The following is a 25,825-nucleotide window of genomic DNA, read 5'->3' on the forward strand; positions in this document are numbered from 1 at the left end:
ACGGCGAGCAGGCCGGTGATGGTGGCGGCCTCGGCGATGACCTGCATGTTGGAGATGCTCAGGTAGTTGTCGTTCAGCACGCCGAAGAGGGCGAGGACGACGGCGAGGGCGCCGATCAGGCTGAGGTTCTGTCCACCGAGGGAGGCCAGGAGGGAGCGGGCGGTGGTGGCGGTGGGCTTGGAGGGCGCCGCCGGCCGGGTGGTGGTGGTCATGTGGTGGCTCCAGGGGCGGGTGCGGTCGTGCTGAGGTCGTCGGCCATGGCGAGGGCGAGGATGGCCTCCTCGGAGGCGTGGGCCCGGCTGAGCTCGCCGGTGATCCGGCCGCCCTGCATGACGACGATGCGGTCGGCGAGGCCGAGGACCTCGGGCAGTTCGGAGGAGATCACCAGGATGGCGACGCCTTCGCGGGCCAGGTCGGCGATGATCTGGTAGATCTCCGCCTTGGCGCCGATGTCGATGCCGCGGGTGGGCTCGTCCAGGATGAGGACCTTGGGTTTGCGGGCGAGCCAGCGGGCCAGGACGACCTTCTGCTGGTTGCCGCCGGAGAGTTTGCGGACCTCGTGCTCGATGGAGGGGGTGCGTACCCGCAGGAGGTCGGCGTAGTGCTGGGCGAGTTCCCGTTCGGCGCCGCGGCGCACGAAGCGCAGCCGGCGCAGCCGCTCCAGCACGACGGTCGAGGTGTTGTCGCGGATGGTGCGGTGCAGGAACAGGGCCTGGGCCTTGCGTTCCTCGGGGGCGAGGCCGAGTCCGGCCTTGATGGCCTCGCTGGGCCGTCCGGTGCGCAGCCGCTGGCCGTCGAGGGTGACGGTGCCGGAGTGGATCGGCAGGTCGCCGGCGAGCGCGAGGGCGAGTTCGGAGCGTCCGGCGCCGATCAGGCCGGCCAGGCCGACCACCTCGCCGGCGCGGATCTGCAGGTCGATGTCGCGGACCGCGTCGGTGGTGACGCCCCGGACGTCGAGTACCAGCCGGTCGGTGGCGACGTGTTCGCGGGAGAACATGGCGGACAGGTCGCGGCCGACCATCAGGCGTACGAGTTCGCCGTCGTTGGTGGTGGCGGCGTCGAGTACACCGGCCAGGGCGCCGTCGCGCAGGACCGCGATCCGGTCGGCGAGCCGGAAGATCTCCTTCATGCGGTGCGAGACGTAGATGACGGCGATGCCTTCGTCGCGCAGGCGGCGGATCAGTGCGAACAGCGCCTCGACCTCGTGATCGGAGAGCGAGGACGTGGGCTCGTCGAAGGCGATGACCTTGGCCTCGCCGGTCAGCGCCCGCATGATTTCGATCAGCTGGCGTTGTGCGGGGGTCAGTTCGGAGCCGAGGAGGTCGGGGTCGAGGACGCCGGCGAAGCCGAGGCGCTCGAGGTCGGCGGTGATCCGGCGGCGCAGTTCGGCGCGGTCCAGCTGTCGGCCGGCGCGGCGGGGCAGGGCGCCGGCGTAGACGTTCTCGGCGACGGAGACGTGCGGGATGATCTCGGGTTCCTGCGGGATGATCCGGATCCCGGCCCGGCGGGCGTCGGTGGGCGAGCCCAGGGCGAGGGGCCGGCCGTGCAGCAGGACCCGGCCCTCGGTGGGCTGGTGGTCGCCGGTGAGGATCTTGAGCAGGGTGGATTTCCCGGCGCCGTTCTCGCCCATCAGGGCGGTGACCTGGCCGGCCGGGAAGTCCAGGGTGACGCCTGCGAGTGCCTGGACGGCGTCGAAGCGTTTGACGAGGTTTTCGACGCCGGCGCCGCTGCCGGGGCTGCCGGTGGCGGGGGAGGGCGGCCTCTCGGCGGGTGTGGTCATGGCGGGCCTCGCTGGAGAGTCTGGGCGGTGGGGCAGGCGGAGGGGGTGCCGGTGCGGTCCGTGAAGGGGTGGACGCGGTGCCGCACCGGCGGTCGTGCGGGGCGTCAGCTGCAGGTGGCGCCGACGCTCTTCCAGGTGGTGGCGTCGACCATGGTGGTGGGGGCGAAGGCCTCGGCGGGCATGTCCTTGCCGTCCTTGAGCTTGTCGTACATGGTCTGGACGGCGAGTGCGCCGACGTCCTTGCCGTTGATGAACAGGGCGGCCTTCATGCCGGTGGCCGCGGTGCTCTGCCAGTCCTTGCAGGCGAGGTAGGCGCCGAGGCCGACCCCGATGACGTCGTCGGCCTTGAGCCCGGCGTTGGCGAGCGCGGTGACGCCGCCCTGGACGTTCTCGTCGTTGCAGCCCCAGACGATCCAGTGCTTGACGCCGGCGTTGGCCGTGATCGTCGCGGCGATCTTGTCCTGTGCACCGGTGGGTGTGTTGTCGGTGGCGACGTCGATCTTCTGGACATCGGAGCCGGCGGCGGCGGTGAAGGAGGCGTTCGCGGCGTTCACCCGGTCGCCGCAGACGGTGACGTCCTGCTTCCAGGCGGAGATGATCCGTGTGTCGGCCGGGTTCCAGCCGGCCTTCTTGTACTCCTCGGCGGCGCGCTTGCCGACCTCGCCGCCCATCTGCTGGCCGGAGAAGCCGATGCGGGGGATGAGCCCGGCCTTGTCGCAGCTGGCCGGGTCGGGGCCGGTGGCGCAGATCTGGTCGTCGGAGGTGAGCAGGGCGACCTTGGCGTCCTTGGCTATCTGGACGACCTGTGGTCCGACGGCGGGGTCCGGTACGACGATGATCACGCCGTTGGTCTTCTGCGCGACGGCGGACTGGACCTCGCTGATGGTCTTGTTCGCGTCGTTGCCGAGGTTGACGACCTTGAGGTCGACGCCGAGTTCGGCGGCCTTGGCCTTGGCCCCGTCGGCCTCGCCGATGAAGTATTCCTGGTCGCCCTGCTTCTGCAGGTACGTCATGGAGATCTTCCCGCTGACGGTGGCCACGCTGGCGGAGGGGGAGGTGGACTCCTTGCCGGTGGAGCATCCGGTCAGTGCCAGGGAGGCGACCAGGGCGGCGGCGCCGAGGGCGGCTGCTCTTCGGGAGGGGGTGAGGGACATGTTCGGCTCCAGGAGGGGGTGGGGTGGTGCGGGTGGATGGTGGTCGTGGGGCCCGGGCGGCGGTGGTGGTGCGGCGCTCAGGCGAAGCGGGCGGACACGCCGCCGTCGACGGGCCAGTCGGCGCCGGTGACGAACCCGGCGGCGTCGGAGAGCAGGAAGGCCACCACGGCGGCGACGTCCTCGGGGGTGCCGAGGCGGCCGAGGATGTGCTTGTCCAGGGCGTCCTGGCGGACCTGCGGGGGGTTCTGGGCGAAGTACTCGGCGAGCAGGTCGGTCTCGATGTAGCCGGGGCTGACCGAGTTCACCCGCACGCCCCGGGGCCCGACCTCCAGGGCGAGGCTGCGGGTCAGGCCCACCAGGCCGGACTTGGCGGCCGCGTACGGGAACATGCCGGGGCAGGTGAGCGAGGCGTGCATGGAGGCGATGTTGACGATCGAGCCGCGCCCTTGGGCGAGCAGGTCGGGCAGGACGGAGCGTGCCACCAGCCAGGCGCCCTTGAGGTCGACGCCGAACACCTCGTCCCACTGGTCGACCGTCATGGCGACGGGGTCGGCGTAGGAGTTGCGGCCGGCGTTGTTGACCAGGCCGCTGGCGGGGCCGAGTCGCTCGCGCAGGGCCGCCACGGCGGCCGCGACCTGCGTCTCGTCGGTGATGTCGCAGGCGGCCGCGGCGGCTTGCGCGCCGAGGCGCACGGCCAGCCGGGCGGCGCCGTCGCCGTCGATGTCCAGCAGGCCGACCCTGGCCCCGGCGCCCACCAGGGCGGTCGCGACGGCGGCGCCGATGCCCCGGGCGGCGCCGGTGACGAGGACGGTGTGGCCGCAGAGGTCGATCATGTGGTGCTTCCGTTCCTGACGGGGTTCAGGATCTCGTCGAACTCGGCGAGGAACCGGTCGACGCCGGCGCTTTCCTGGGGGTCCAGGCCGCGCGCGGGGTGGCGGCAGTAGGGGCTGTCGATCAGACCGCGGCGGAAGGAGATCAGCTTCTCGACCGCGATGATCAACTCGACCTCCTGCATCCAGTAGGCGAGGTAGGGGATGAGGCGGGCGTGCAGGCGCAGGGCATCGTCGCGCGCGCCATCGTGCCAAAGCTGCCATATCCGCTGGTAGACCTCGGTGAATGAGCAGCCCGGCTGTACCCCGGCGATGTCGCGCCGCAGGCCGTCGGCCAGTTGCAGGCCGGCGTAGCCGACGAAGGCGCGCAGGGCGGGCGTGCCGTTGGCCAGGTCCTCGGCGAGGCGGCCGGGCAGCGCGGTCTCGATCTTGACCGCGACCAGGTTGGGGTGTTCCTCGGCCAGCCGGCGCAGGCCGTCGGCGGTGAACGAGGAGCCGGTCTGGGCGGGTGCGTACTGGAGGATCACCGGGACGGGGGCGACGGCGGTCAGCACCGCGGTGACGTGCCTGCGGACCTCGGTGGCCGGCGGCCCGAGGAAGTGCGGCGGCAGCAGGTTGATCGCGTCCGCACCGGCGTCGACGGCCTCGGTGGCGCGCCGGACGGCGAGCCGGGTGGCGTGGTCGGGGATCGAGACCACGGCCGCCACGTCGGGCCGGGCGCCGGTCAGGTCGAGCAGGCGGCGGCTGAGCAGTTCCCGCTCGGCGTCGGAGAGCTTGTGGAACTCGCTGGCGAAGCCGGGGAACATGACGGCGCTGACGCCGGTGTCCAGGACGTGGCGCACCACCCGGTCGAAGCCCTCGGGGTCGAGGTCGCCGTCGGCGGTGAACGGCACTTCGAGCACCGGCATGACGCCGCGCAGCAGGTTCTCGGCCCCGGGCCGGTCTGGGTCGGCCGTGCTCATCAGAAGGGGGCCTTTCCGGGCTGGTCGCCGCTGCGGCCGACCAGGAAGTCCAGGTCGACGCCCTTGTCGGCCTGCAGGACGCGGTCGACGTACAGCCGGGCCCAGCCGCGTTCGCTCTGCGGGGGGCGGGGCGGGGGTGTCCAGGCGGTGCGGCGGGCTAGCAGTTCGCCCGGGTCGACGTCCAGGTGCAGGGTGCGGGCGGCGACGTCGAGTTCGACGGTGTCGCCGGTGCGGACGAGGGCGAGCGGGCCGCCGGCGGCGGCCTCGGGGGCTACGTGCAGGACGACGGTGCCGTAGGCGGTGCCGCTCATCCGGGCGTCGGAGATGCGCACCATGTCGGTGACGCCCTGGGCGAGCAGCTTGGCGGGCAGCGGCAGGTTGCCGAGTTCGGGCATGCCCGGGTAGCCGCGCGGGCCGAGGTTGCGCACCACCAGGACGGTGTCGGCGTCGACCGCGAGGTCCGGGTCGTCGGCGGCGCGCAGGTATTCCTCGATGCTGTCGAAGACCAGGGCCGGGCCGCGGTGGTGGAGCAGTTCGGGGGAGGCGGCGGACTGCTTGAGGACGGCGCCGCCGGGTGCCAGGTTGCCGCGCAGCACGGCGGTGCCGTTGTCGGCGCTCTGGACGGGGTTGTCGAGGGGGCGGATCACCTCGCGGTCCCAGACCTGGTGCCCGGCGAGGTTCTCGCCCAGGGTGCGGCCGGTGACGGTCGGCGCGGTGAGGTCCACCAGGTCGCCGAGCTCGGCCATCAGGGCGGGCAGGCCGCCGGCGTAGGCGAAGTCCTCCATCAGGAAGCGGCCGCTGGGCATCAGGTCGGCGAGCAGCGGGACACGGCGGCCGATCTCGTCGATGTCGTCGAGGGCCAGCGGGACGCCGACCCGGCCGGCGATGGCCAGCAGGTGCAGGACGGCGTTGGTGGAGCCGCCGATGGCCGCGTTGACGACCACGGCGTTGGTGAACGCCTGCCGGGTGAGGATGTCGGAGGGTCGCAGCCCCTCCCGGGCCAGCTCGACGGCGCGGGCGCCGGACTGCTCGGCGAGCTGGGCGCGGCGGGCGTCGGCGGCGGGCAGGGCGGCTGCGGCGGGAAGCGACAGGCCGAGCGCCTCGGTGAGGCAGCCCATGGTGGAGGCCGTTCCCATGGTCATGCAGTGGCCGGCCGAGCGGGCCAGGCAGCCCTCGAACTCGTCGAAGTCGTCCTGGGTGATGCGCTTGGCCCGCAGGTCTTCGCTCATCTTCCAGATGTCGGTGCCCGAGCCGACCGTTTTGCCGCGGAAGCGTCCGGTGAGCATGGGGCCGCCGGACAGGGCGATGGCGGGCAGGTCGACGCTGGCGGCGCCCATCAGCTGGGCGGGGAGGGTCTTGTCGCAGCCGCCGAGCAGGACGACCGCGTCCAGCGGGTTGGCCCGGATCGTCTCCTCGACGTCCATGCTCATCAGGTTGCGGAACATCATCGACGTGGGCCGCATCAGCGGCTCGCCGATGGACATGGTCGGGAACTCCAGGGCCAGGCCGCCGGCGGCGGTGATCCCGCGGCGGACCGACTCGGCGAGGGTGCGCAGGTGGGCGTTGCACGGGGTCAGTTCGGACCAGCTGTTGCAGATGCCCACGACGGGCTTGCCGCGCAGTTGGTCGCGGGTGAGGCCGAGCTGGCGCATGTGGTGGCGGGCGATGAACCCGGCCTTGCCGGGGTCGTCCCACCAGGTGGAACTGCGCAGGGGGCTCATGGCTGACCGCCTGGGCGGGGTGCTGCGGTGTGCTGTCGGCGCATCGGTGCGCGCCTCCTCAAAAGGTGCTCGGGTTGCGGACCGCGGAAGGGGGCCGGCGGGCGGCGGGGCCGGCAGAAGAACAGGGGCCTCGGAATGGCCGCCGGGTGATGTAGGTCGATCGTGGTACCTAGCAGCTAAGCTGTCAATGCTTCTCTTCATAACTTCTTAGCAGTTAGGCTCGGGCTCCGCTCCGGCGCATCCGAACGAAAGGGGAACGGCCGCATGACCATCGCGAGGGAGACCCTGAGCGACCTCGTCGTCCGGGAGATCATCGGTGAGATCGCCCAGCGGCACCTGCGGGAGGGGGACGAGATCCCCTCCGAGGGCGAGCTCTCCGAACGCCACGAGGTCAACCGGCTGGTTGTCCGGGAGGCCATCCGGATCTTGGTGGCCCGAGGGGTGCTGGCCTCCAGTCAGGGCAGGCGTGCCCGGGTCGCGGTCCCCAGTCCGGCGGTGCTGGGGCAGATCCTGGAGTTCCGCCTCAACCAGAACTCCATGGACGTGCGGGACCTGCTGTCCACCCGCCGGGTGATCGAGGGTGAACTCGCCCGGCGTGCCGCGACCCGGATCGCCGCCGGGCAGGGCTCCGTCGCCGGTGCCGCGCAGGCCTTGGAGGTGATGCGCGAGTCGGCCGAGGATAGTGAGGCGTTCGTCGTCGCCGACCTGGCCTTCCATCAGGCCGTGGCCGAACTGGCCTCCTCCGAGGTCTTCTCGTTCATCCTGGCGGCCATGAACGGCGCCCTGCTGGAGGCCCGGCGCGCCAGCTACCGCGGCCGGCAGCGGCGTGGCAGCGGCCAGGGCGGCACCGTGGAGGCCCACCGGCTCATCCTGGACGCCATCACCTCGGGCGACGCCGAACGGGCGGCGGCGGCCATGATCGGCCACCTGGAGGAGACCAGCCGCGACCTCGGCCTGCTGTGAGCGCCCCGCCATCACCGCGACGGCACCATCTTGGCAACTAGGCTGCTAAGCAGCTATAAGTGAAGGGTCGGGCCCCGCGGTACACGGCGCAGCGGCGGGCCCGCCCCCCACCCGGCCCGCCACGGCCCCGGCAGTACACCCGCTGCCCCGCCCCGGCCACCACCGCGCCACCATCCAAGGGAACCGCCATGCTCACCGACCTGCCGTACCGGACGATCGCCATCGTGCGCGGGAGGGACCGCGACGCCGCGCTGCGCACGGTGATCACCCTCGCCGAGGAGGGCATCACCGCCGCCGAGGTGTCACTCACCACTCCCGACGCCCTGTGGGTGATCGACCGGGCCCGCCGCGAACTCGGCACCGCCGCCGTCCTCGGCGCGGGAACCGTCCTGACCGCCACCGCCGCCGCCCGCGCCGCCGACGCCGGGGCGAGCTTCCTCGTCACCCCCGGCCTCGCCGCGGACCTCCGCCGCGCCGCGCCCTTCGCGCTGCCCGTCCTCGCCGGGGCCCTCACCCCGGGTGAGGTGATGGACGCCGTCGAACACGGCGCCCTGGCCGTCAAGCTCTTCCCCGCCTCGTTCGGCGGCCCCGACTACCTCGCCGCCCTGCGCGCCCCCTTTCCGGACGTCCCGTTCGTCCCCGTGGGCGGCGTCGACGCGGACACCGCCCGCGCCTACCTGGCCGCCGGCGCGACCGCCGTCGGCGTCGGCTCCCCGCTGATCGGGGATGCCGCCGACACCGGCGACCTCGGCCCCCTGCGCGCCCGGATCGCCGCCTGGCGCACCGCGCTCGCCGAGGGGGAGGCGGCATGAGCGGCCTCGACAACGGCACCGCACCCGAGGTCGTCACCGTCGGGGAGACGATGGCCGCGCTGAGGGCCACCGGCCCGATCAGGCTCGGCCCCGCGATGGAACTTTCCGTCGCCGGCTCGGAGTCCAACGTCGCCATCGGCCTGGCCCGCCTCGGCCACCGGGCCGCCTGGGTCGGCGCGGTGGGCGACGACGCGTTCGGCGCGCTGGTCCTGCGTACCCTGCGCGCCGAGGGCGTCGACACCACCCACACCCGCACCGACCGGGCCGGGCGGCCCACCGGCCTGCTGATCCGCGAGAACGGCATCGGCGACCTGGCCAGGGTCGGCTACTACCGGACCGGTTCCGCCGGGTCCACGCTCCGCGACCACGACGTCCTGCCCGCGCTGGACCCCGCCGTGCGGATCCTGCACCTGACCGGTATCACCCCGGCCTTGAGCGAGTCGGCCGCGGAGGCGGTCCTCGCCGCCGCCGATCGTGCCCGCTCGCTCGGCATCCTCATCTGCCTGGACGTCAACTACCGGGCCCGGCTGTGGGATCCCGTCCGGGCCGGTGAAGTCCTGCGGCCGTTGGCCCGGTTCGCCGACATCCTGGTCGCCTCCGCCGACGAACTGCACCTGGTCAGCGACGAGTCCGGCCTCGACGAGGACGGCGCCGTCGCCGCGCTGCTCGCCCAGGGCCGCCGGGAGGTGGTCCTCACCCGCGGTGGTGACGGCGCCAGCGTCACCACCGCCGACGGCACCGTCACCGCCGCGGCCCGCCGGGTGCCCGTCACCGACGTGATCGGCGCCGGCGACGCCTTCGTGGCCGGATACCTCTCCGGCACCCTCGACGGGCTCGACCCCGAGGCCCGCCTGCACCGGGCCACCGCCACCGGCGCCTTCGCCGTCGCCACCCGGGGCGACTGGGAGGGACTGCCCGGTCGCGACGACCTCGAACTCCTGGACCGGCCCGCCGGCACCACCCTGCGCTGAACCCGGAGACCGCCCATGGCACCGGAACCCACCCCCATCGCCGTCCATGCCCCCGGCGGCTACGACCTCGCCGAAGGAGCTCGCTGGGTCGACGGGCGTCTGGTCTTCGTCGACATCCCGACCGGGCGACTGCTCGAACTTGCGCCCGACTCCCCCCACACCCCCCGGGAGATTCTGCGCCTTGACGTCCCGCTCGGGGCGGTCGCCCCTGTCGCCGGCCGTCCCGGCCACTGGATCGCCGCCGCCGGGACGGGCATCGCCCTGCTCACCCCCCACGGACCGGTGCGCTGGCTGGCCCGGCCCGAGGACGACTCCCCGGTCCCCACCAGGATGAACGACGGTGTCTGCGACCCGGCGGGACGCTTCTGGGCCGGCAGCATGTCCCACAGCGGCACCGTCCCCGGCGCGGGCTCGCTCTACCGCACCGACCCGGACGGCTCCGTGCACCGCGTCCTGAGCGGCCTGACCGTCGCCAACGGCCCGGCCTTCACCTTTGACGCCGCCCTGCTCTACCTGGCCGACAGCGCCACCGCCACCATCCACCGCCTCACCCTCGATCCCGACGGGAACCCCACCCGGACCGAGGAGTTCACCCGCCTCGCCGACGGCGCGCCCGACGGCATGACCGTCGACACCGAAGGCTGCCTCTGGGTGGCGGCCTGGGACGGGGCCGCTGTCCACCGCTACCACCCCGACGGCGCCCTGCTCGACACCCTGCGCCTGCCCACCCCCCGGCCCACCTCGGTCTGTCTGTGCCCCGAGGGCGGCCGCCTGCTGATCACCACCGCCCGCCAGGGCCTGAGCGGCGACGCTGGCCCCGCCGGGTCGATCCTCGCCGTCCCCGTGGACGCCGCGGCGCCCCCCGCCGCCGCCTTCCGCATGCACTGACCACCCCCGCACCCCGGGGGGAGCCCGGCCGCCGACCGCCGCCGCGTGACCTGCCGCGGCGGTCGGCGGCATGTCCGCATGTGCCCTGACCAGGCAGTGCGATGGCGGGAGACCGCCGGAAACCCGTGTTGTGCGAGGTATTGCAGACGGCGCCCGTATCCCATATATCTGCTTGGAAGCTTAGCTGCTAGGAAAGGCAGATCCGGTGACGCCACCCCGCCACACCGCCCCCACCCCCTCCGACTCCAGCCCCTCCGACCCCGCCCCCGCCGGCGGGGGCTTCTCGCGGCGTGCCGCGCTGAAGGGCCTCGCCGCCGCAGGACTGCTCACCGCCGTCGGGACCGGCGGCCTGTACTTCGCCGCCCCCGCCGGCGCGGCGACCACCACCCCCGAGATCCCGCCGCTGCCCGACACGGTGTCCGGCGTCGCCACCCCCCAGGTGCCCGTCACCTCGGGCTGGCGCTACACCACCACCCCACCCGCCTCCTTCTGGACCACGGGCACCGACACCTCCTCCTGGGCGCAGATCAACGTGCCCGGCGAGCCCGCCCTCCAGAGCCAGAACGTCACCTCCGGCACCGAGTGCGCCTACTCCGTCAAGGTGACCGTCCCCGCCGACTACGCCGGCCGACGCGTCATGCTGCGCTTCGACGGCGTCTACAACTACGCCCGGCTGTGGGTCAACGGCACCCTGGTGCGCACCCACGACGGCGGCTTCACCACCTGGTACGCCGACATCACCTCGCTGGTCACCCCCGGCCAGCAGGCCACCGTAACCCTCGGCGTCACCGACAAGGCCACCAGCATCGCCGGGCAGTCCAACTACGCGCACCACATCATCGGCGGCATCCTGCGCGACGTGACGCTGGTGGCGCTGCCGGCCGCCTACCTCACCCGGCTGCACGCCGACACCACCTTCGACTCCTCCTACACCAACGCCACTCTCACCGTCACCGCCGCCGCCGCGCTGCTGCCGGCCGGCACCAGCGGCACCGTCGCCCTGACCCTGACCGACCCCGACGGCCAGCAGGTCGCGCTCTCCCCGGCCTCCCTCACCGTCAGCGACACCACGCCGCAGACCTCGGTGGCGATCCCGGTCGCCGCCCCGCGCAAGTGGGACGCCGAACACCCCAACCTGTACACCCTCAAGGCCACCTTCCAGGCCCAGGGGCAGAGCCAGAGCGTCACCCGGCAGATCGGCTTCCGGCAGGTCAAGGTCCAGGGCAACCAGCTGCTGGTCAACGGCAAGCCGGTGCACCTGCTGGGCGTCTGCCACCACAGCATCACCGAGACCCTGGGCCGCTCCACCACCCCCGCCCAGGAGGAGCAGGCCGCCCGCCTCTACAAGGAGGCGAACTGCAACTTCATCCGCACCTCGCACTACCCGCCGACGACCGCCCTGCTGGACTGGGCCGACAAGCTGGGCCTGTACGTCGAGGTCGAGGCCCCGGTCTGCTTCCAGAAGAGCACCGTCGACTCCGCCGCCTACACCGACCAGTACATGTCGCAGTACGCCGAGATGCTGGAGCGCGACCGCAGCCGCGCCTGCGTGGTGGAGTGGTCGGTCGGCAACGAGAGCGGGATGGGCACCAACTTCGCCCAGGAGAACACCTACTCGCACCAGACCGACCCGTCCCGGCCCACCGTCTTCGAGGACGACGCCCAGTCGAACGGCGGCACCCAGACCGATATCTACAGCGGCCACTACCCCACCCTGACCAACTCCAACGGCAACGCCAACCAGCCCATCCAGTACGGCGAGTTCGCCCACGTGCCGTGCTACAACGTCGGCACCCTGCAGGCCGACCCCGGCGCCCGGGACTTCTGGGGCCACAGCATCGCCAAGCACGCCCAGAAGTTCCGCACCACCAGCGGCGTGGTCGGCGGCGCGATCTGGGCGGCCATCGACGAGGTGTTCCACCTCGACTCCGGGCCGGTCGGCTACGGCGAGTGGGGCGTCATCGACCTGTGGCGCCGCCGCAAGCCGGAGTTCTGGCTGACCAAGAAGGCCTTCTCCCCGGTCCGGATCGCCGACGGCGTGCTCACCGGGCTCACCCCCGGCGGCGCGATCCCGGTCGCGGTCACCAACTGGTACGACCACACCAACCTCTCCGAACTGACCATCACCTGGCAGATCGGCAGCCGCTCCGGCACCCTCACCGGCGTCAACATCGCCGCCCGGCAGAGCGGCACGCTCACCATCCCGGCCGGCGCCTGGTCCGCGGGCGACACGCTGCGGCTGACCTTCACACGCTCCGGCGCCGTGGTCGACGACTACAGCCTGTGGCTCAACACCCGCACCACGCCCACCTTCACCGCGCCCGGCGGCACCACCCCCACCGTCCAGGACGCCGGCGGCCGGATCACCGTCACCGGCGTCGACACCCCCTTCAGCGTCGTCTTCGACAAGGCCACCGCCCGCCTGGTCCAGGCCACCGCCGGCGGCGCCACCGTCCTCACCGGCGGCCCCGACCTGATCATCTCCCGCACCACCCCCGGCCAGTGGACCGGCGGCTCGGCGAGCGTCACCACCACCGGCGGCCAAGCCGTGGTCACCCTCACCGGCCAGTTCGGCTCGGTCAACACCACCATCAAGGTCTCCATCGACGGCCGGGGCCTGCTCACCACCACCTACACCATCGCCAACCCGCCCGCCGGCTCGCCCAGCGACGTCGGCATCCGCTACACCCTCCCCGACGGCACCGACACCCTGACCTGGCAGCGCGACGCCCAGTGGACGGTCTACCCCGCCGACCACATCGGCCGGGCCACCGGCACTGCCAGCAAGACCCGCGCCTCCGGCACCGACGGCTACCGCACGGAACCGACCTGGCCGTGGTCCCAGGACACCCACAGCTACTTCCTGTTCGGCAAGGACAGCGCCGCCCACTGGACCAACGACTTCCGCAGCACCAAGGCGAACGTCCGGCTCGCCAAGGCCACCGCCGGAACCTCCGGCCCCGGCGCGCAGGTCGAGTCCGACGGCAGCGACTCGGTCCGCCTGGAGGCCGCCGCGCCCGTCGTCATCGACGACTCCTCGCCCCAGATCGTCTACACCGGCGCCTGGACCCACGCCGACCCGTCGAGCGGCTACAGCAACGGCGACCTCTTCTCCACCGAGTCGTTCAGCAACGCCACCGGCGCGAACGCCCAGCTCACCTTCACCGGCACCGGCGTCGGCCTCTACTCGGCCCGCGCCAGCAACCTCGGCATCGTCAAGATCTCCATCGACGGCACCCAGGTCGCCACCGTCGACCTCTACGGCCCCGGCAAGGCCCCCGGCGTGCTGGTCTTCCGCAGCGCCGCCCTCCCCTACGGGGAGCACACCATCAAGGTCGAGTGCACCGGCACCAAGAACGGCGCCTCCAGCGGCACCTACGCCCTGATCGACGCCTTCAAGGTTGTCAGCTCGATCATCGACGACGCCTCGGGGCAGGTCACCTACACCGGCACCTGGACCCACGGCGACTCCTCCCAGGGCTGGACCTCCGGGGACCTGGCCCGCACCGAGTCGTTCAGCCGGACCAGCGGCGACAGTGCCACCGCCGCCTTCCGCGGCACCGGCATCCGGGTGATCGCCCCCAAGAGCTACAACCAGGGCATCGCCGAAATCTCCGTGGACGGCGGCGCCCCCACCCAGGTCGACCTGTACGCCGCCGGCAAGCAGTTCGCCCAGACCGTCTTCGAGAAGACCGGCCTCACCGACGGCCCGCACACCGTGAAGATCAAGGTCACCGGCACCAAGAACACCTCGTCCACCGACACCTACGTGGTCCTCGACGCCTTCGAGGTCATCACCCCCGACCCCTACGCCGCCCTGCCCGGTGTCAACCTCGTCATCAGTTCCAAGCTCAACTACCCCGACCTGGCCTGGGGCAACTACACCGACCCGGCGATCACCCTGCCTGCCAACTACAGCGCCACCACCAAGCTGCGGCTGCTCGGCTGACCCACCGTGCAACCACCCGCGCCAGGGTCCGGGGCCGGGCCGGCCTCTCACCGGGAGGCCGGCCCGGTCCAGGGCGGCTTCCGCCCGCCATCGGGGGCGGCGGCCGCGAACGGATCGGCGAGTCGGTCGGTTCGGCGTCGGGGCACTTGGTTCGACCGCGATCGCTGAGGCGCGGATGCGGGAGCGTTCGTTCTCACCGCGGCACGGATCCGCCGGGAACGCCGTGGGCCCGCGGAGCGCCGGGCCATAGGTACGGCAACGCCCAGTTTGCGACTGGACGGCCTGCAGATCTCTCCGGGGGCATGTGCCCGCCGTAGCCGGACAGCTCGCAGGTCGTCACCGGCGGTACGCCCAGCATCAGCCGGGTTCTCCTGCCTCCGGGTCCGGAACAAGGGGCCGGCCGCACACGGTCATCGGCGTGAGCGGCACCGTCGGCGGCCTGGCCGCAGGCCGCCACACCTCAACGTCATCGTCGCCGGGCAGAACGACCCTGCTGCGCGGGGCTCCTGGATTTCCACCTCGGGCATCGACATCCTCATCGGCTGACAGCCGGGGCCCGCTGGTGCGGGGCCCTGGTCAGGCGGTGGCGGCCCTGCGCAGCTCGAAGACGTCCTGGTTCAGTGGGCGTTCGTCGGACGGGGCGGACGGTGCTGCGGCGGGTTCGGCTCCGGCGCGGTCGACGGGCTGGGACTCGGGGGCGCTGCGGAAGTCGAAGAGGTGCCGGTCGACATGGTCGAGGGCGAGCCGGACTGCTCCGAGGGCGACCGTCTCGACGCCGAGTTCGGAGGCGCGCACCTCGGGCGCATCGAGGCAGAGCCGGCCCAGGTAGCGGCGCATGGGGTCGGCCAGGATCTCGCCCGCGACGGAGATGCCGCCGCTGATGACCACGAGGTCCGGGTTCACGGTCAGTACCATCGCCGCAGTCCCCTGGGCGTAGGTACGGGCGAAACGGTCGACCCGCTCGACGGCGGCCGGATCGCCGTCGGCGGCGGCCGCGAAGACCTGCGCGGTGTCGGCCTCGCCCCGCAGGTCGGCGAGGTCACTGCCGTCCCAGCCGAGGATGGCCAGTCCGGCGATCTCTCCGGCTGCACCCGTCCGGCCACGGTGCAGCCGGCCGCCCAGGACAAGGGCGGCGCCGGTGCGGTGGCCGGTGAGCAGCTGGATGAAGTCGTCGGTGCCTTGGGCTGCGCCGCGCCAGTGCTCGGCGAGCGCGGCGAGGTTGGCGTCGTTCTCCGCGAAGGCGGGGCAGCCGAACCAGCCGGATGCCTCCGCAGCGAGGTCCAGGCCGTTCCACTCCGGCAGGGGCGTGGACAGACGGACGCGCCCGGCGCCGTCGACGATGCCCGGCACGCCGACGCACAGGGCGCGGAGCCGGGACGCGGGATGCACGGCGAGCAGGCCGGCCGCCGCGTCCCGGATGGTCGTGAGCCGCTCCTCCCGGGTCGGTTCGCCGTCCAGGACGGCTCGTCGGGTTTCGATCAGCTTGCCGTCGAGGTCGGCCAGGATCAGCAGCACGGAGTGGGTGCCGACGTCGATGCCGAGCACGTGCCCGGCGTCGGCCCGGAAGCGATAGCGCCGGGCGGGCCGCCCGATGCTCTTCCCGGGGGCGACCTCCTCGACCCATCCCAGCCGGGCCAGGTCATCCAGGACCTGGTCGACGGTCTGGCGGGAGAGCGAGGACGCCTTGCTGATCTGGCTGGTGGTCATCGGCTCGCGACCGCGCAGGGCACGCAGGACGGCCTCCAGGTTGAGCCGCCGCAGCACGGCGGGGTCACCGCCGATGAGCGCTTGACCTTTCATTGCCTCTCCCTTCCCCCGGGGCCGCCCTGGCGCGGCCCCGGGCCATCATAGAGCACCGCCGACCCAATACGCAGGATAGTTGCTAAAGAATCCCGCCAAACTGTTGACGTGGCGCATTGCGGCTTTCTACGATCCTGCCAACCCCTTAAGCAGGAACCCTTCATAAGGGTTGCACCCCCACCGAGGAGCTGGCCATGCCGTCGTCCACCCCCACCCCCGGCCACAGAAGCCCCCGCCGCCCGGCCCTGGCCGCCTGTGCCGCCCTGCTCGTGGCGGGCCTGATGAGTGCCTGCGGCACCCCCGGCACCGCACCGGCCTCCTCGGCCGCCGCCCCGGCCGTCTCCACCGCGGTCCCCAACGACAAGGTCACCCTGTCGGTGCTCAGCTCGGACACCTCCGAGACCACCAAGGCACTGAGCGCCGCGTTCGAGAAGAAGTACCCGAACGTCACGGTCGACTTCCGCTTCACGGGCGTCGACAGCTACGACACCAGCCTGGACCTCACCCTCGGCTCGGACAGCGCGCCCGACCTGGCGCTGCTCAACAAGCTCGGCAACACCGCCAAGGCCGGCCTGATCCGCGACCTGGGCCCGTACGTCGACGCCTACGGCTGGGACAAGACGGTGTCGGCCAGCGAGCTGGACCAGTGGCGCGCCGACAACCAGGGCAAGGCGCTGGGGGTGGGCAAGCTGTGGGCCGCACCGGCCGGCTTCTCCCTGGTCGGCGTGTACTACAACAAGGACGTCGCCGCGAAGCTGGGCATCGAGCCGCCGAAGACCCTCGCCGAATTCGAGCAGGACCTGGCCAAGGCCAAGGCAGCGGGCGAGCTGCCGATCCAGATGCCCAATATGCAGGGCCAGTCGTCCTACCTCTTCCAAGCCCTGACCAACACCTTCCAGGGACCGGACAAGAGCACCGCGTGGGCGTTCGGCAGCCCTGGCAGCACCCTGGAGAACGACTCCGCCACCCGGGCCGCCCAGAAGGTGGCCGACTGGGCCAAGCAGGGCTACCTCCCGAGCGGCGCCAACGGCACCGACGGGGCCGGGGCGATGAGCGCCTTCACCAAGGGTCAGGGCCTGTTCATGTTCGACGGCAACTGGGACGCGACCGCGGTCGACAAGGCCTTGCCCGGCAAGGCCGGCTTTTTCACCCTGCCCGGCGAGAGTGCCACCGCGCCGTCGACCGGCGTGGGCACCTCCCTCGCCTACGCCATCCCCACGAAGGCCAAGCACCCCGACCTGGCCGCGGCGTTCCTCGACTTCATGACCACCCCCGAGGCCGCTGCCATCGAGTTCGCCAGCGGTTACATGCCCGTCGCCCAGGCCGAGAGCGTCAAGGCCCCCGACAACAGCATCCTGGCGGACTACGCGGCCGCCTGGGCCGGGGTCGCCAAGAGCAACGGCCTGGTGCCGTACTTCAACAACAGCACCCCCACCATGAACGACACGTTGACCTCCCAGGGCCAGCAGCTCGTCGCGGGCAAGACCTCGCCCGCCGACTACCTGAAGGCGCTGCAGGACGACTGGCAGAAGGGCCACAAGTGACCGCCGCGCACCAGCAGGCCCCCAGGACCGCCGCCCCGGCCCCAGCCCGCACGCAGCGGGCCGGGGCGGCACCCGCCGCACCCCCGGCGGGCGGGCTGGCGACGTCCCACCGGCAGCGCTCCGCCACCGCGTCCTCGGGCCGCAGCGGCCCCCGCCGTCAGCGGGTCGCCTACCTCTACCTGCTGCCCGCGCTACTGCTGTACACGGCGTTTGTGATCGCGCCGTGGCTGCACACCCTGGAGTTGTCCTTCTACCGCTGGGACGGCGTCACCGCCGGCACCTGGGCGGGGCTGGACAACTACCGGCAGGTGCTCACCGACCCGCAGCTGATGGGCTCGCTGTGGCACGCGCTGGGCTACATCGGCTTCTACACCGTGCTGCCGATCGCCGCCGGCCTGGTGCTCGCGGCCGTGATCGGCCGGGCCCGGCAGGGACGCAACTTCGCCGTCGCCCGCACGGTGCTGTTCCTGCCGCAGATCGTCCCGCTGGTCGCCGTCGGCGTCATCTGGCGCTGGATGTACGCCCAGGACGGCACCGTCAACCAACTGCTGGACGCGGTCGGCCTGCACTCCTGGACCCGGGCCTGGCTCGGCGACTTCACCTGGGCCTACGTCGCGGTCGGCCTGGTCGGCAGCTGGGTGATGCTGGGCCTGTGCCTGGTGCTCTTCCAGGCCGGCATCCAGAAGATTGACACCAGCCTCTACGAGGCCGCCCGGATCGACGGCGCCGGGCCCGTCCGCGAATTCCTCTCCGTCACCCTGCCCGGACTGCGGGCGGAGATCGGCGTCGCGGTCACCGTCACCGTCATCTCGGCCCTGGCCAGCTTCGACGTCGTCTATGTGACCACCGGCGGCGGTCCCGGTGACACCACCACCGTGCCCGGCCTGCTCATCTACCGGCTCGCCTTCACCGGCGGCGAGGTGGGCACCGCCTGCGCCCTGGCCGTCGTCCTCAGCCTGCTGATCTCGCTGGTGGTACTCGCCATCGGCCGCCTCACCCGGGAGCGCGCATGAGCCGCACCGACCGCCTGACCGGCCGAGCGCTGCTGGCAGTCTTCTGCGCGGGCGTCCTGATCCCCTTCGCCGCGCTCCTGATGGCCGCGCTCAACCCGCCCGGCACCCCGCTGTCCGGCCTGTCCCTGCCCGAGCACCCCACCCTGGCAGCCTTCGGCCGGGCGTGGTCCACCGCCGGGTTCGGCCGCCTACTGGCCAACAGCGCCATGGTCGGCCTCGGCGTCGTCCCGCTCGCCCTGATCTGCGCGACGCTGGCCGGCTACGCCTTCGCCACCATGCGCTTCCGCGGCCGGGAGGTCATCTTCGGCCTGCTGCTGCTGGGCCTGACCCTGCCCTACGAGGCCGCAGTCGTCCCGCTCTACTACGACCTGCGCTCACTGGGCCTCACCGACACTCCGGTCTCGCTGATCCTGGCCCTGGTCGGCCTCTACATGCCGTTCGGCGCGTTCTGGATGCGCCAGCAGTTCACCGCGCTGCCCAAGGAACTGTTGGAGGCCGCCTCCCTGGACGGCGCCTCCAGCTGGACCGTGCTGTGGAAGGTCCTCGTGCCCTGCGTGCGTCCGGCCCTGACCACCCTGGGGCTGCTGTACTTCCTGTGGGCCTGGAACCAGTTCCTGCTGACGCTGATCCTCATCCAGACCCCGGCGAACCGCACCGCCCCCGCAGGCCTGGCCTTCTTCGTGGGGGCCCACACCACCGACGTGCCGATGCTGGCCGCCGCCACCCTGATCGTGATCGGTCCCGTGGTGGTCGTCTACCTGCTCTTCCAGCGCAACTTCGTCGCCGGCATGGTCTCCGGAGCCGTCAAGGGCTGAGACCGCCCGCGCCTCCCTACCACCCCCGGCCCGCGCTTCCCACACCGCCCCGCGCCCGCCCGGGGCGCAGCACGCCCATCTTCCTCCCGACCGACCCAAGGACCTGCCGCCCATGACCCCTCCCATTCGCCTGCTGCTGGTCGGAGCGGGCAACCGAGGCAACACCTACACCGGCTACGCCGCCCGCACCGGCCGCGCCGTGGTGGCCGCGGTCTGCGAACCCGACCCGGAGCGCGCCGCCCAGGCCCGCGCCGCCCACCCGGACGCCGAGATCCTCCCCGACTGGCGGCCGCTGACGCAGCGGCGGAAGTTCGCCGACGCCGTCGTGATCACCACCCAGGACGCGGCCCACGTCGACCCGGCCGTCGCGTTCGCCGGGCTCGGCTACCACATCCTGCTGGAGAAGCCGATGGCGACCACCGAGGCCGACGTCATCCGCATCATCGACGCCGTCGAGCGGGCCGACGTCATGCTCGCCGTCTGCCACGTCCTGCGCTACACCCCCTACACACAGGCCCTCAAGCGGATCGTCGACTCCGGCCGCCTCGGCGAGGTCGTCAGCATCGAGCACCTGGAACCGGTCGGCTGGTGGCACCAGGCGCACTCCTACGTGCGCGGCAACTGGCGCCGCGAGGCCGACGCCACTCCGATGCTGCTCGCCAAGTCCTCCCACGACCTGGACTGGCTCTCCTACATCGTCGGCAGGCCGGTGCAGCGGGTGTCCTCCTTCGGCGGCCTGAAGCACTTCCGTGCCGAGCAGCGCCCCGAAGGCGCCGCCGACCGGTGCCCGGACTGCTCGATCGAGGCGTCCTGCCCCTACTCCGCCAAGCGCCTGTACGTCGACTGCCTGGGCGACCCGGACCGCGAGCGCTGGCCACTGTCGGTCGTCACCCCCGCCCGCACCAAGGACGGCGTGATCGAGGCGCTGCGCACCAGCCCCTACGGCCGCTGCGTGTACGCCTGCGACAACGACGTGGTCGACCACCAGGTGGTCAACCTGGAGTACGAAGGCGGCGCCACCGCCGCCTTCACGATGACCGCGTTCACCGAGTACGCCCAGCGCAAGACCCGGATCTTCGGCACCCACGGGCAGTTGGAGGGCGACGGCGTGCAGGTCACCCTCACCGACTTCCGCACCGGCGCGAAAGAGCTGCTCACCGTGGGCCTGGAGGGCGCCGACGCGGGCACCGGGCACGGCGGCGGCGACGAGCGACTGGTCGACGCGTTCCTGGACGCCCTCGCCACCGGCGACCGGACCCGGATCCTGTCCGACCCGCGCACCAGCCTGGAAAGCCACCTGGTCGCCTGGGCCGCCGAACGCGCCCGCCACCAGCACACCGTCGAGCCCATCCAGAGCCGCTTCCCGGTCGCCGCCCCGACCGCACCGGCCCGCTAGGCCCGGCCTCCCGAGTCCCACCCCGGGACTCCACCCCCGAACTCCGCCCCCACCCGCCGCCGGCTTCCACACCGCCGCGGAGGCAGCGGAACGCGGCATTCCCGCCGCACACCCCCTCGGCCGGACGACACCGCACACCGCCCGGCCCGGGGCACACCCCCACCCACCCGAGAGGACTCGACGATGAGGACCACTGCAAGACGCCTGCTCACCGGCCTGCTGGCCACTGCCACAGCCGCCGCCGGCCTCGGCGCCGCCGTCCCGGCCACCGCCGCCCCTGCCACCGCGCCGGTCGTGTTCTCGCCGGCCACGATCGCCCCGACCCCGTACCTGGGCTGGAGCAGCTGGAGCCTGCAGGCCACCACCTACCCCGGGGTCAACCCGCACAGCTGGTCCAGCTGGCTCAACGAGGACCACGTCTTGCAGCAGGCCAACGCCCTGGTCTCCACCGGCCTGGCATCGGCCGGCTACAAGTTCGTCAACATCGACGCCGCCTGGTACGCCGACATCGACCGCAACCCGCACTTCGACGCCTACGGCCGGCTGGAGCAGGACACCACCCGCTTCCCCGACCCGATGGCCACCGTGGTGAACAAGGTCCACGCCCTCGGCCTCAAGTTGGGCGTCTACGACTACGCCGGCATGGCGAAGGAGGCGTACAACCTCAACGCCCCCGTCTACGGCACCACCCACGGCTGCACCACGCAGAACGCCGTCCTCAAGGACTCCACCGGCGCCCCCGTCGTGCTGCCCAGCGGCTGGAACAACGCCTACGCCCTCGACATGTCCGACGCCAACCCCTGCGGCTACGAGTACATCCACTCGGTCGCCCAGAAGCTCACTGGCTACGGCATCGACTACCTCAAGCTCGACGGGGTCACCCCCTCGGGGACCTCGGGCACGGTCTCCGACCTGACCAAGAGCAGCTACTACGAGGTCGCCGGCTGGCGCAAGGCGCTCGACGCCCTCGGCTGGCAGGGCCACCTGGAACTGTCCTGGGCGATGCGGACGAACGAGGCCCCCTACTGGCAGCAGAACGTCACCGGCGTCCGCACCCAGGGCGACGTCGAGTGTTACTGCAGCACCCTCGTCGACTGGAACCACGTCGTCTCCCGCTTCAACAGCGCCCCGGCCTGGGCGCCCTACACCAAGCCCGGCTTCTTCCCCGACCTGGACTCCCTCGACGTCGGCAACGGCGCCATGGACGGCCTGACCGACGACCAGCGTCGGACCGCCACCACCCTGTGGTCCATCGTCAACTCCCCGATGTACACCGGTGACGACCTCACCAAGATCGACTCCCTCGGGCTGTCGCTGCTCACCAACAGCGAGGTTATCGCCCAGAACCAGCAGGGCCTGCCCGCCAAGCCGGTCAGCCAGGCCACCAACCAGCAGACCTGGTACGTCAGGAACAACGACGGCACCTACACCGTCGCGCTGTTCAACCTCGGCTCCACCTCGGCCACCGTGACCGCCAACTGGGCCGACATCGGCCTGCGGACCGCTCAGTCGGCCGACGTCCACGACATGTGGACCCACTCCGACCTGGGCGCCAGCACCGGAAGCTTCAGCGCCACCCTGCCCGCCTACGGCTCCCGACTGCTCAAGCTCACCCCCAGCGGCCCGGGCGCACCCAGCGGGCCCATCACCGGCCTGGCCGGCAAGTGCGCCGACGTCAAGGGCGCCGTCTCCACCGACGGCACCGACCTCGACCTGTGGGGCTGCAACGGCGGCGCCAACCAGACCTGGACGATCCCGGGTGACGGCACCGTCCGCGCCTACGGCAAGTGCATGGACGTCCGGGGTGGCGCCACCGCGGCCGGCACCGCCGTCCAGCTCTACACCTGCAACGGAAGCCCCGCCCAGTCCTGGGTCTACCAGAGTGACAAGACCCTGAAGAACACCAAGTCCGGCCTGTGCCTGGACGTCGCGGGCGCGATCAGCACCAGCGGCACCCGTCTGGACATCTGGCCCTGCACCGCCTCCGCCAACCAGCTCTGGAACCTGCCCACCTCATAACCCGGGCCCCGGCCACCGGTGCGGCGGACGCCGGTGGCACGGCCAGCACGGCAGGCACGGCCCACCCGATCGCGAGACCTCCAACTCCCACGATCACAAGGGGCCGTGCCTGCCGCCTCCCCCACAAACAGCGGCAGGCGCCTTCGCCGGCCGCTCCGCGAACGACCAGCCCAGGAGATCCCCGTCCTGGGCCCGAGCATCTGACCGAGACCTCGGAGCCTCAGGGAGCCAGCCAGCTTCTTCAGCCAGGTCGGCACCGATCGGGGCACCGCGGTGGTTAGCCCGGCCCCACGGCGGCAGGCGAGCAGGCCGAGGCCCGCCGCTGGGAGCCGATCGGCCTGCTCCGTCCCCTCGCTGTCACGGCTGAACGTGTGATCGCCGCAGCGCATGGGGGTGGGCCAGCCGGGTCCGTTCGGGCAGGCCGTCGGCGCGGCAGGCTACCAGAATGTAGGGATGAGCAAGAACGGGAGACCGCGGTGGGCCCGGTTGCCGCGCAGTCTGGCTGCGCGGGTGTTCCTGCTGCAGCTAGTGGTGATCCTGGTGCTGGCCGGTGCCGCGCTGGCCGCCCTGGTGGTGCAGGCCCGCCAGCGCACCACCCAGGAGGCCTACGACCGGTCTATGTCGGTCGCCGAGTCCTTCGCCCACGCGCCCGGGACGCTTGCCGCGATGGAGTCCGCCGACCCCAGCGCCGTCCTGCAGCCGGCCGCCGAGCAGACCCGGATGAAGGCGGGCGTGGCGTACGTGGTGGCGTTCGACCCGAACGGCATCCGCTGGTCCCACCCCGACCCGAGCCTAATCGGCGGCCACGTCTCCGGCGCGTTCGCGCCCGCCTTCAACGGAGAGCCGTTCCAGGAGACCTTCGACAGCACCCTGTTCGGCCGGGCCGTGGACACCACGGTCGCCGTCTTCGACCCCACGGGCAAGGCCGTGGGCCTGGTCTCGGTCGGCATCCAGGTCAAGAGCGTCCAGGAACAACTGCAGGCGCAGCTGCCCGTGCTGTTCACCGCCACGGGCGTCGCCCTGGTCCTCGCGGCCGGCGGCTCTGCCCTGGTCAGCCGGTGGCTGCGGCGCCAGACGCACGGCCTGGGGCCGGCCGAGATGACCCGGATGTACGAGCACCACGACGCCGTGCTGCACGCGGTGCGCGAGGGCGTCGTCATCACCGGCGACGGCCGCCTGCAACTCGCCAACGACGAGGCACGCCGCCTCCTCGACCTGCCCACCGCAGACTCGGCCCCGCGGATCGACTCCCTCGGCCTGCCGCCCGCCCTCGCCGACCTGCTCGGTTCCGGCCGCACCGCCACCGACGAGGTGCACCCCGTCGGCAACCAGCTGCTCGCCGTCAACCAGCGCCCCGTCAGACGGGCCGACCGGGCCGACGGCGCGGTCGCCACCGTGCGCGACACCACCGAGCTGCGCGCCCTGGCCGGCCGCGCCGAAACCGCGCACCGCCGCCTCGACCTGCTGTACGCCGCAGGCCTGCGGATCGGCACCACCCTCGACCTCACCCGCACCGCCGAGGAACTCGCCGAGGCCGCCGTCCCCGAATTCGCCGACTACACCACCGTCGAACTCCTCGAACCCGTACTGGAGGGCGCCGAACCCGAACCGGGCAGCCTCCTGGTCCGCCGCACCGCCCGGGTCGGCATCCGCCCCGACATTCCGCTCTACCCACTCGGCCACCCCATCGGAACCGCCCCGGTCTCCACCATCCCCACCGACCTGGCCGCAGGCCGTGCCCTGCTGATCGACCTCGCCTCCCGCGACGACTGGTGCGCCGACCCCGAGCACGCCCGAGAGCTGCTCGACTCCGGTCTGCACAGCCTGGTCTCGGTGCCCCTCCAGACCGGCGACCTCGTCCTCGGCGTCGTCAATTTCTGGCGCGCCGACCAGCCACCGTTCACCGCCGAGGACCTGGCGTTCGCCGAGGAACTCGCGCTGCGCGCCGCGGTCTGCCTCGACAACGCCCGCCGCTACACCCGCGAGCACGCCACCGCCACCGCACTCCAGCGCAGCCTGCTGCCTGGCGAACTCCCCGCCCACAGCGCCGTCGACACCGCCTGGCGCTACCTACCGGCTGAAGCCGGCGTCGGCGGCGACTGGTTCGACGTCATCCCACTCTCCGGCGCCCGGGTCGCGCTGGTCGTCGGCGACGTGGTGGGCCACGGCGTCGGTGCCGCGGCGGCGATGGGACGGCTGCGTACCGCCGTGCACAACTTCTCTGCGCTCGACCTCGACCCCGACGAACTCCTCGCCCAGCTCGACGAGTTCGTCACCCGCCTCGACCCCTCCGCCGACGGCGGCGCGGTCACCGGAGCGACCTGCCTGTACGCCGTCTACGACCCGGCCACCGGATACTGCGCCATGGCCTCCGCAGGCCACCCACCGCCCGCGCTGCTCCACCCCAACGGCACCGTGCACATCCCCGAGCTGCCACTCTCCCCACCACTCGGCACCGGCGCGGCACTGCCCGCCGAGACCCTCGACCTGTACCTCGACGAGGGCACCCTGCTGGTGCTGTTCACCAACGGCCTGCTCCAGCAGCGCCGCCGCGACACCGACGAGGCATTCGACCAGCTCGCCCGCTCCCTCACCGGCTCCGACGGAACTCCCGAGGGCGCCTGCACCGCCGTCCTCAACGCCCTGCTCTCCGAACGCCCCGACGACGACGTCGCGCTGCTCGCCGCCCGCACCCGCCGCCTCGACCGCGACAAGATCGCCGAGTGGCGACTCGAACGCGACCCCGCCACCGTCTCCCGGGTCCGCGCCAAGGCCACCGCAACCCTGGAGCGCTGGGGCCTGGACCACAAGGTCTTCGCCACCGAGTTGATCATCAGCGAACTCGTCACCAACACCATCCGCTACGGACTGGACCCCGTCCGGCTGCGCCTGCTCTGCGACGACCGGCACCTGATCTGCGAGGTCGCCGACGGCAGCAGCACCTCCCCGCACCTGCGCCGCGCCGCCGACACCGACGAGGGCGGCCGCGGCCTCTATCTGGTGGCCCGCTTCTGCGAGCGCTGGGGCACCCGTTACCTGGCCCGCGGCAAGATCATCTGGGTCGAGCAGAACCTGGCGGACGACGCGGAACCCGACGGCAACGCCCTGCTCGATCAGTGGGAAGACCTGTAGTCACGGCGAGAGCCCGGGGCCGGGCCGCCAACGGCTCTCCGGGCGAGCCAGCGGCGTATGGCCGTCCACAAGGTTC

General features: G+C 72.3%; 17 protein-coding genes and 1 pseudogene. 11 read left to right on the forward strand and 7 right to left on the reverse strand.

All coding sequences use genetic code 11. From position 1 onward, the window contains the following. The 6 genes and pseudogenes from IE329_RS29790 to IE329_RS29815 form a co-directional block, all read right to left on the reverse strand. A pseudogene (locus IE329_RS29790) lies at positions 1-212 on the reverse strand (ABC transporter permease); the annotation flags it as partial. Continuing rightward, positions 209-1,780 (reverse strand): sugar ABC transporter ATP-binding protein, encoded by a 1,572-nt coding sequence (locus IE329_RS29795; protein WP_190214105.1) that lies wholly within the window; start codon positions 1,778-1,780, stop codon positions 209-211. The gene IE329_RS29795 and the pseudogene IE329_RS29790, both read right to left, overlap by 4 nt. A 104-nt stretch (positions 1,781-1,884) precedes the next feature. Next, positions 1,885-2,934 (reverse strand): substrate-binding domain-containing protein, encoded by a 1,050-nt coding sequence (locus tag IE329_RS29800; RefSeq protein ID WP_190214106.1) that lies wholly within the window; start codon positions 2,932-2,934, stop codon positions 1,885-1,887. A 77-nt stretch (positions 2,935-3,011) separates the two neighbouring features. Further along, on the reverse strand, positions 3,012-3,767 hold the full coding sequence (locus IE329_RS29805) for an SDR family NAD(P)-dependent oxidoreductase (protein WP_190214107.1): 756 nt from the start codon (positions 3,765-3,767) through the stop codon (positions 3,012-3,014). Beyond that, positions 3,764-4,726, reverse strand: coding sequence for a dihydrodipicolinate synthase family protein (locus IE329_RS29810; protein ID WP_190214108.1), 963 nt, complete (start codon positions 4,724-4,726; stop codon positions 3,764-3,766). The genes IE329_RS29805 and IE329_RS29810 overlap by 4 nt, the downstream gene beginning before the upstream one ends. Then, positions 4,726-6,447, reverse strand: a complete 1,722-nt coding sequence (locus IE329_RS29815) for an IlvD/Edd family dehydratase (protein WP_190214109.1) — start codon at positions 6,445-6,447, stop codon at positions 4,726-4,728. Before IE329_RS29815 ends, IE329_RS29810 begins: the two co-directional genes overlap by 1 nt. Before the next feature lie 264 nt (positions 6,448-6,711). Here IE329_RS29815 and IE329_RS29820 point away from each other — a divergent pair, with 264 nt between their 5' ends. From IE329_RS29820 to IE329_RS40960, 5 genes are all read left to right on the forward strand, one after another. Next, on the forward strand, positions 6,712-7,410 hold the full coding sequence (locus tag IE329_RS29820; RefSeq protein WP_190214110.1) for a FadR/GntR family transcriptional regulator: 699 nt from the start codon (positions 6,712-6,714) through the stop codon (positions 7,408-7,410). Between the two features lie 188 nt (positions 7,411-7,598). Further along, entirely contained in the window at positions 7,599-8,222 is a 624-nt protein-coding gene (locus IE329_RS29825) for a bifunctional 4-hydroxy-2-oxoglutarate aldolase/2-dehydro-3-deoxy-phosphogluconate aldolase (protein ID WP_190214111.1), read from the forward strand. Continuing rightward, positions 8,219-9,193, forward strand: coding sequence for a sugar kinase (locus tag IE329_RS29830; RefSeq protein WP_190214112.1), 975 nt, complete (start codon positions 8,219-8,221; stop codon positions 9,191-9,193). Before IE329_RS29825 ends, IE329_RS29830 begins: the two co-directional genes overlap by 4 nt. Before the next feature lie 15 nt (positions 9,194-9,208). Beyond that, positions 9,209-10,081 (forward strand): SMP-30/gluconolactonase/LRE family protein, encoded by an 873-nt coding sequence (locus IE329_RS29835; protein ID WP_190214113.1) that lies wholly within the window; start codon positions 9,209-9,211, stop codon positions 10,079-10,081. 205 nt (positions 10,082-10,286) lie between these two features. Next, positions 10,287-14,030 carry a glycoside hydrolase family 2 TIM barrel-domain containing protein gene (locus tag IE329_RS40960; protein ID WP_268257349.1) on the forward strand — a complete coding sequence of 1,248 codons (3,744 nt, stop codon included), beginning with the start codon at positions 10,287-10,289 and terminating at the stop codon, positions 14,028-14,030. 576 nt (positions 14,031-14,606) lie between these two features. On the opposite strand, the gene IE329_RS29850 is transcribed toward IE329_RS40960, so the two are convergent. Beyond that, positions 14,607-15,830 carry an ROK family transcriptional regulator gene (locus tag IE329_RS29850; protein ID WP_190214114.1) on the reverse strand — a complete coding sequence of 408 codons (1,224 nt, stop codon included), beginning with the start codon at positions 15,828-15,830 and terminating at the stop codon, positions 14,607-14,609. 194 nt (positions 15,831-16,024) lie between these two features. On the opposite strand from IE329_RS29850, the gene IE329_RS29855 reads away from it, so the two are divergent. From IE329_RS29855 to IE329_RS29880, 6 genes are all read left to right on the forward strand, one after another. Then, positions 16,025-17,374, forward strand: coding sequence for an ABC transporter substrate-binding protein (locus IE329_RS29855; protein WP_190214115.1), 1,350 nt, complete (start codon positions 16,025-16,027; stop codon positions 17,372-17,374). Beyond that, positions 17,371-18,387: a carbohydrate ABC transporter permease gene (locus IE329_RS29860; protein ID WP_229927880.1), complete on the forward strand. Its 1,017-nt coding sequence runs from the start codon at positions 17,371-17,373 to the stop codon at positions 18,385-18,387. The genes IE329_RS29855 and IE329_RS29860 overlap by 4 nt, the downstream gene beginning before the upstream one ends. Then, positions 18,384-19,202 carry a carbohydrate ABC transporter permease gene (locus IE329_RS29865; RefSeq protein ID WP_190214116.1) on the forward strand — a complete coding sequence of 273 codons (819 nt, stop codon included), beginning with the start codon at positions 18,384-18,386 and terminating at the stop codon, positions 19,200-19,202. Before IE329_RS29860 ends, IE329_RS29865 begins: the two co-directional genes overlap by 4 nt. A 112-nt stretch (positions 19,203-19,314) precedes the next feature. Next, positions 19,315-20,598 (forward strand): Gfo/Idh/MocA family protein, encoded by a 1,284-nt coding sequence (locus IE329_RS29870; protein WP_190214117.1) that lies wholly within the window; start codon positions 19,315-19,317, stop codon positions 20,596-20,598. Between the two features lie 183 nt (positions 20,599-20,781). Beyond that, on the forward strand, positions 20,782-22,617 hold the full coding sequence (locus IE329_RS29875; protein ID WP_190214118.1) for a glycoside hydrolase family 27 protein: 1,836 nt from the start codon (positions 20,782-20,784) through the stop codon (positions 22,615-22,617). Between the two features lie 453 nt (positions 22,618-23,070). Beyond that, a complete protein-coding gene (locus tag IE329_RS29880) occupies positions 23,071-25,749 on the forward strand; it encodes a SpoIIE family protein phosphatase (protein WP_190214119.1) in 2,679 nt (892 codons plus the stop codon). The last annotated feature ends 76 nt before the right edge of the window (positions 25,750-25,825 follow it).

The organism is Kitasatospora indigofera, from assembly GCF_014655955.1.
GTDB lineage: Bacteria > Actinomycetota > Actinomycetes > Streptomycetales > Streptomycetaceae > Kitasatospora > Kitasatospora indigofera.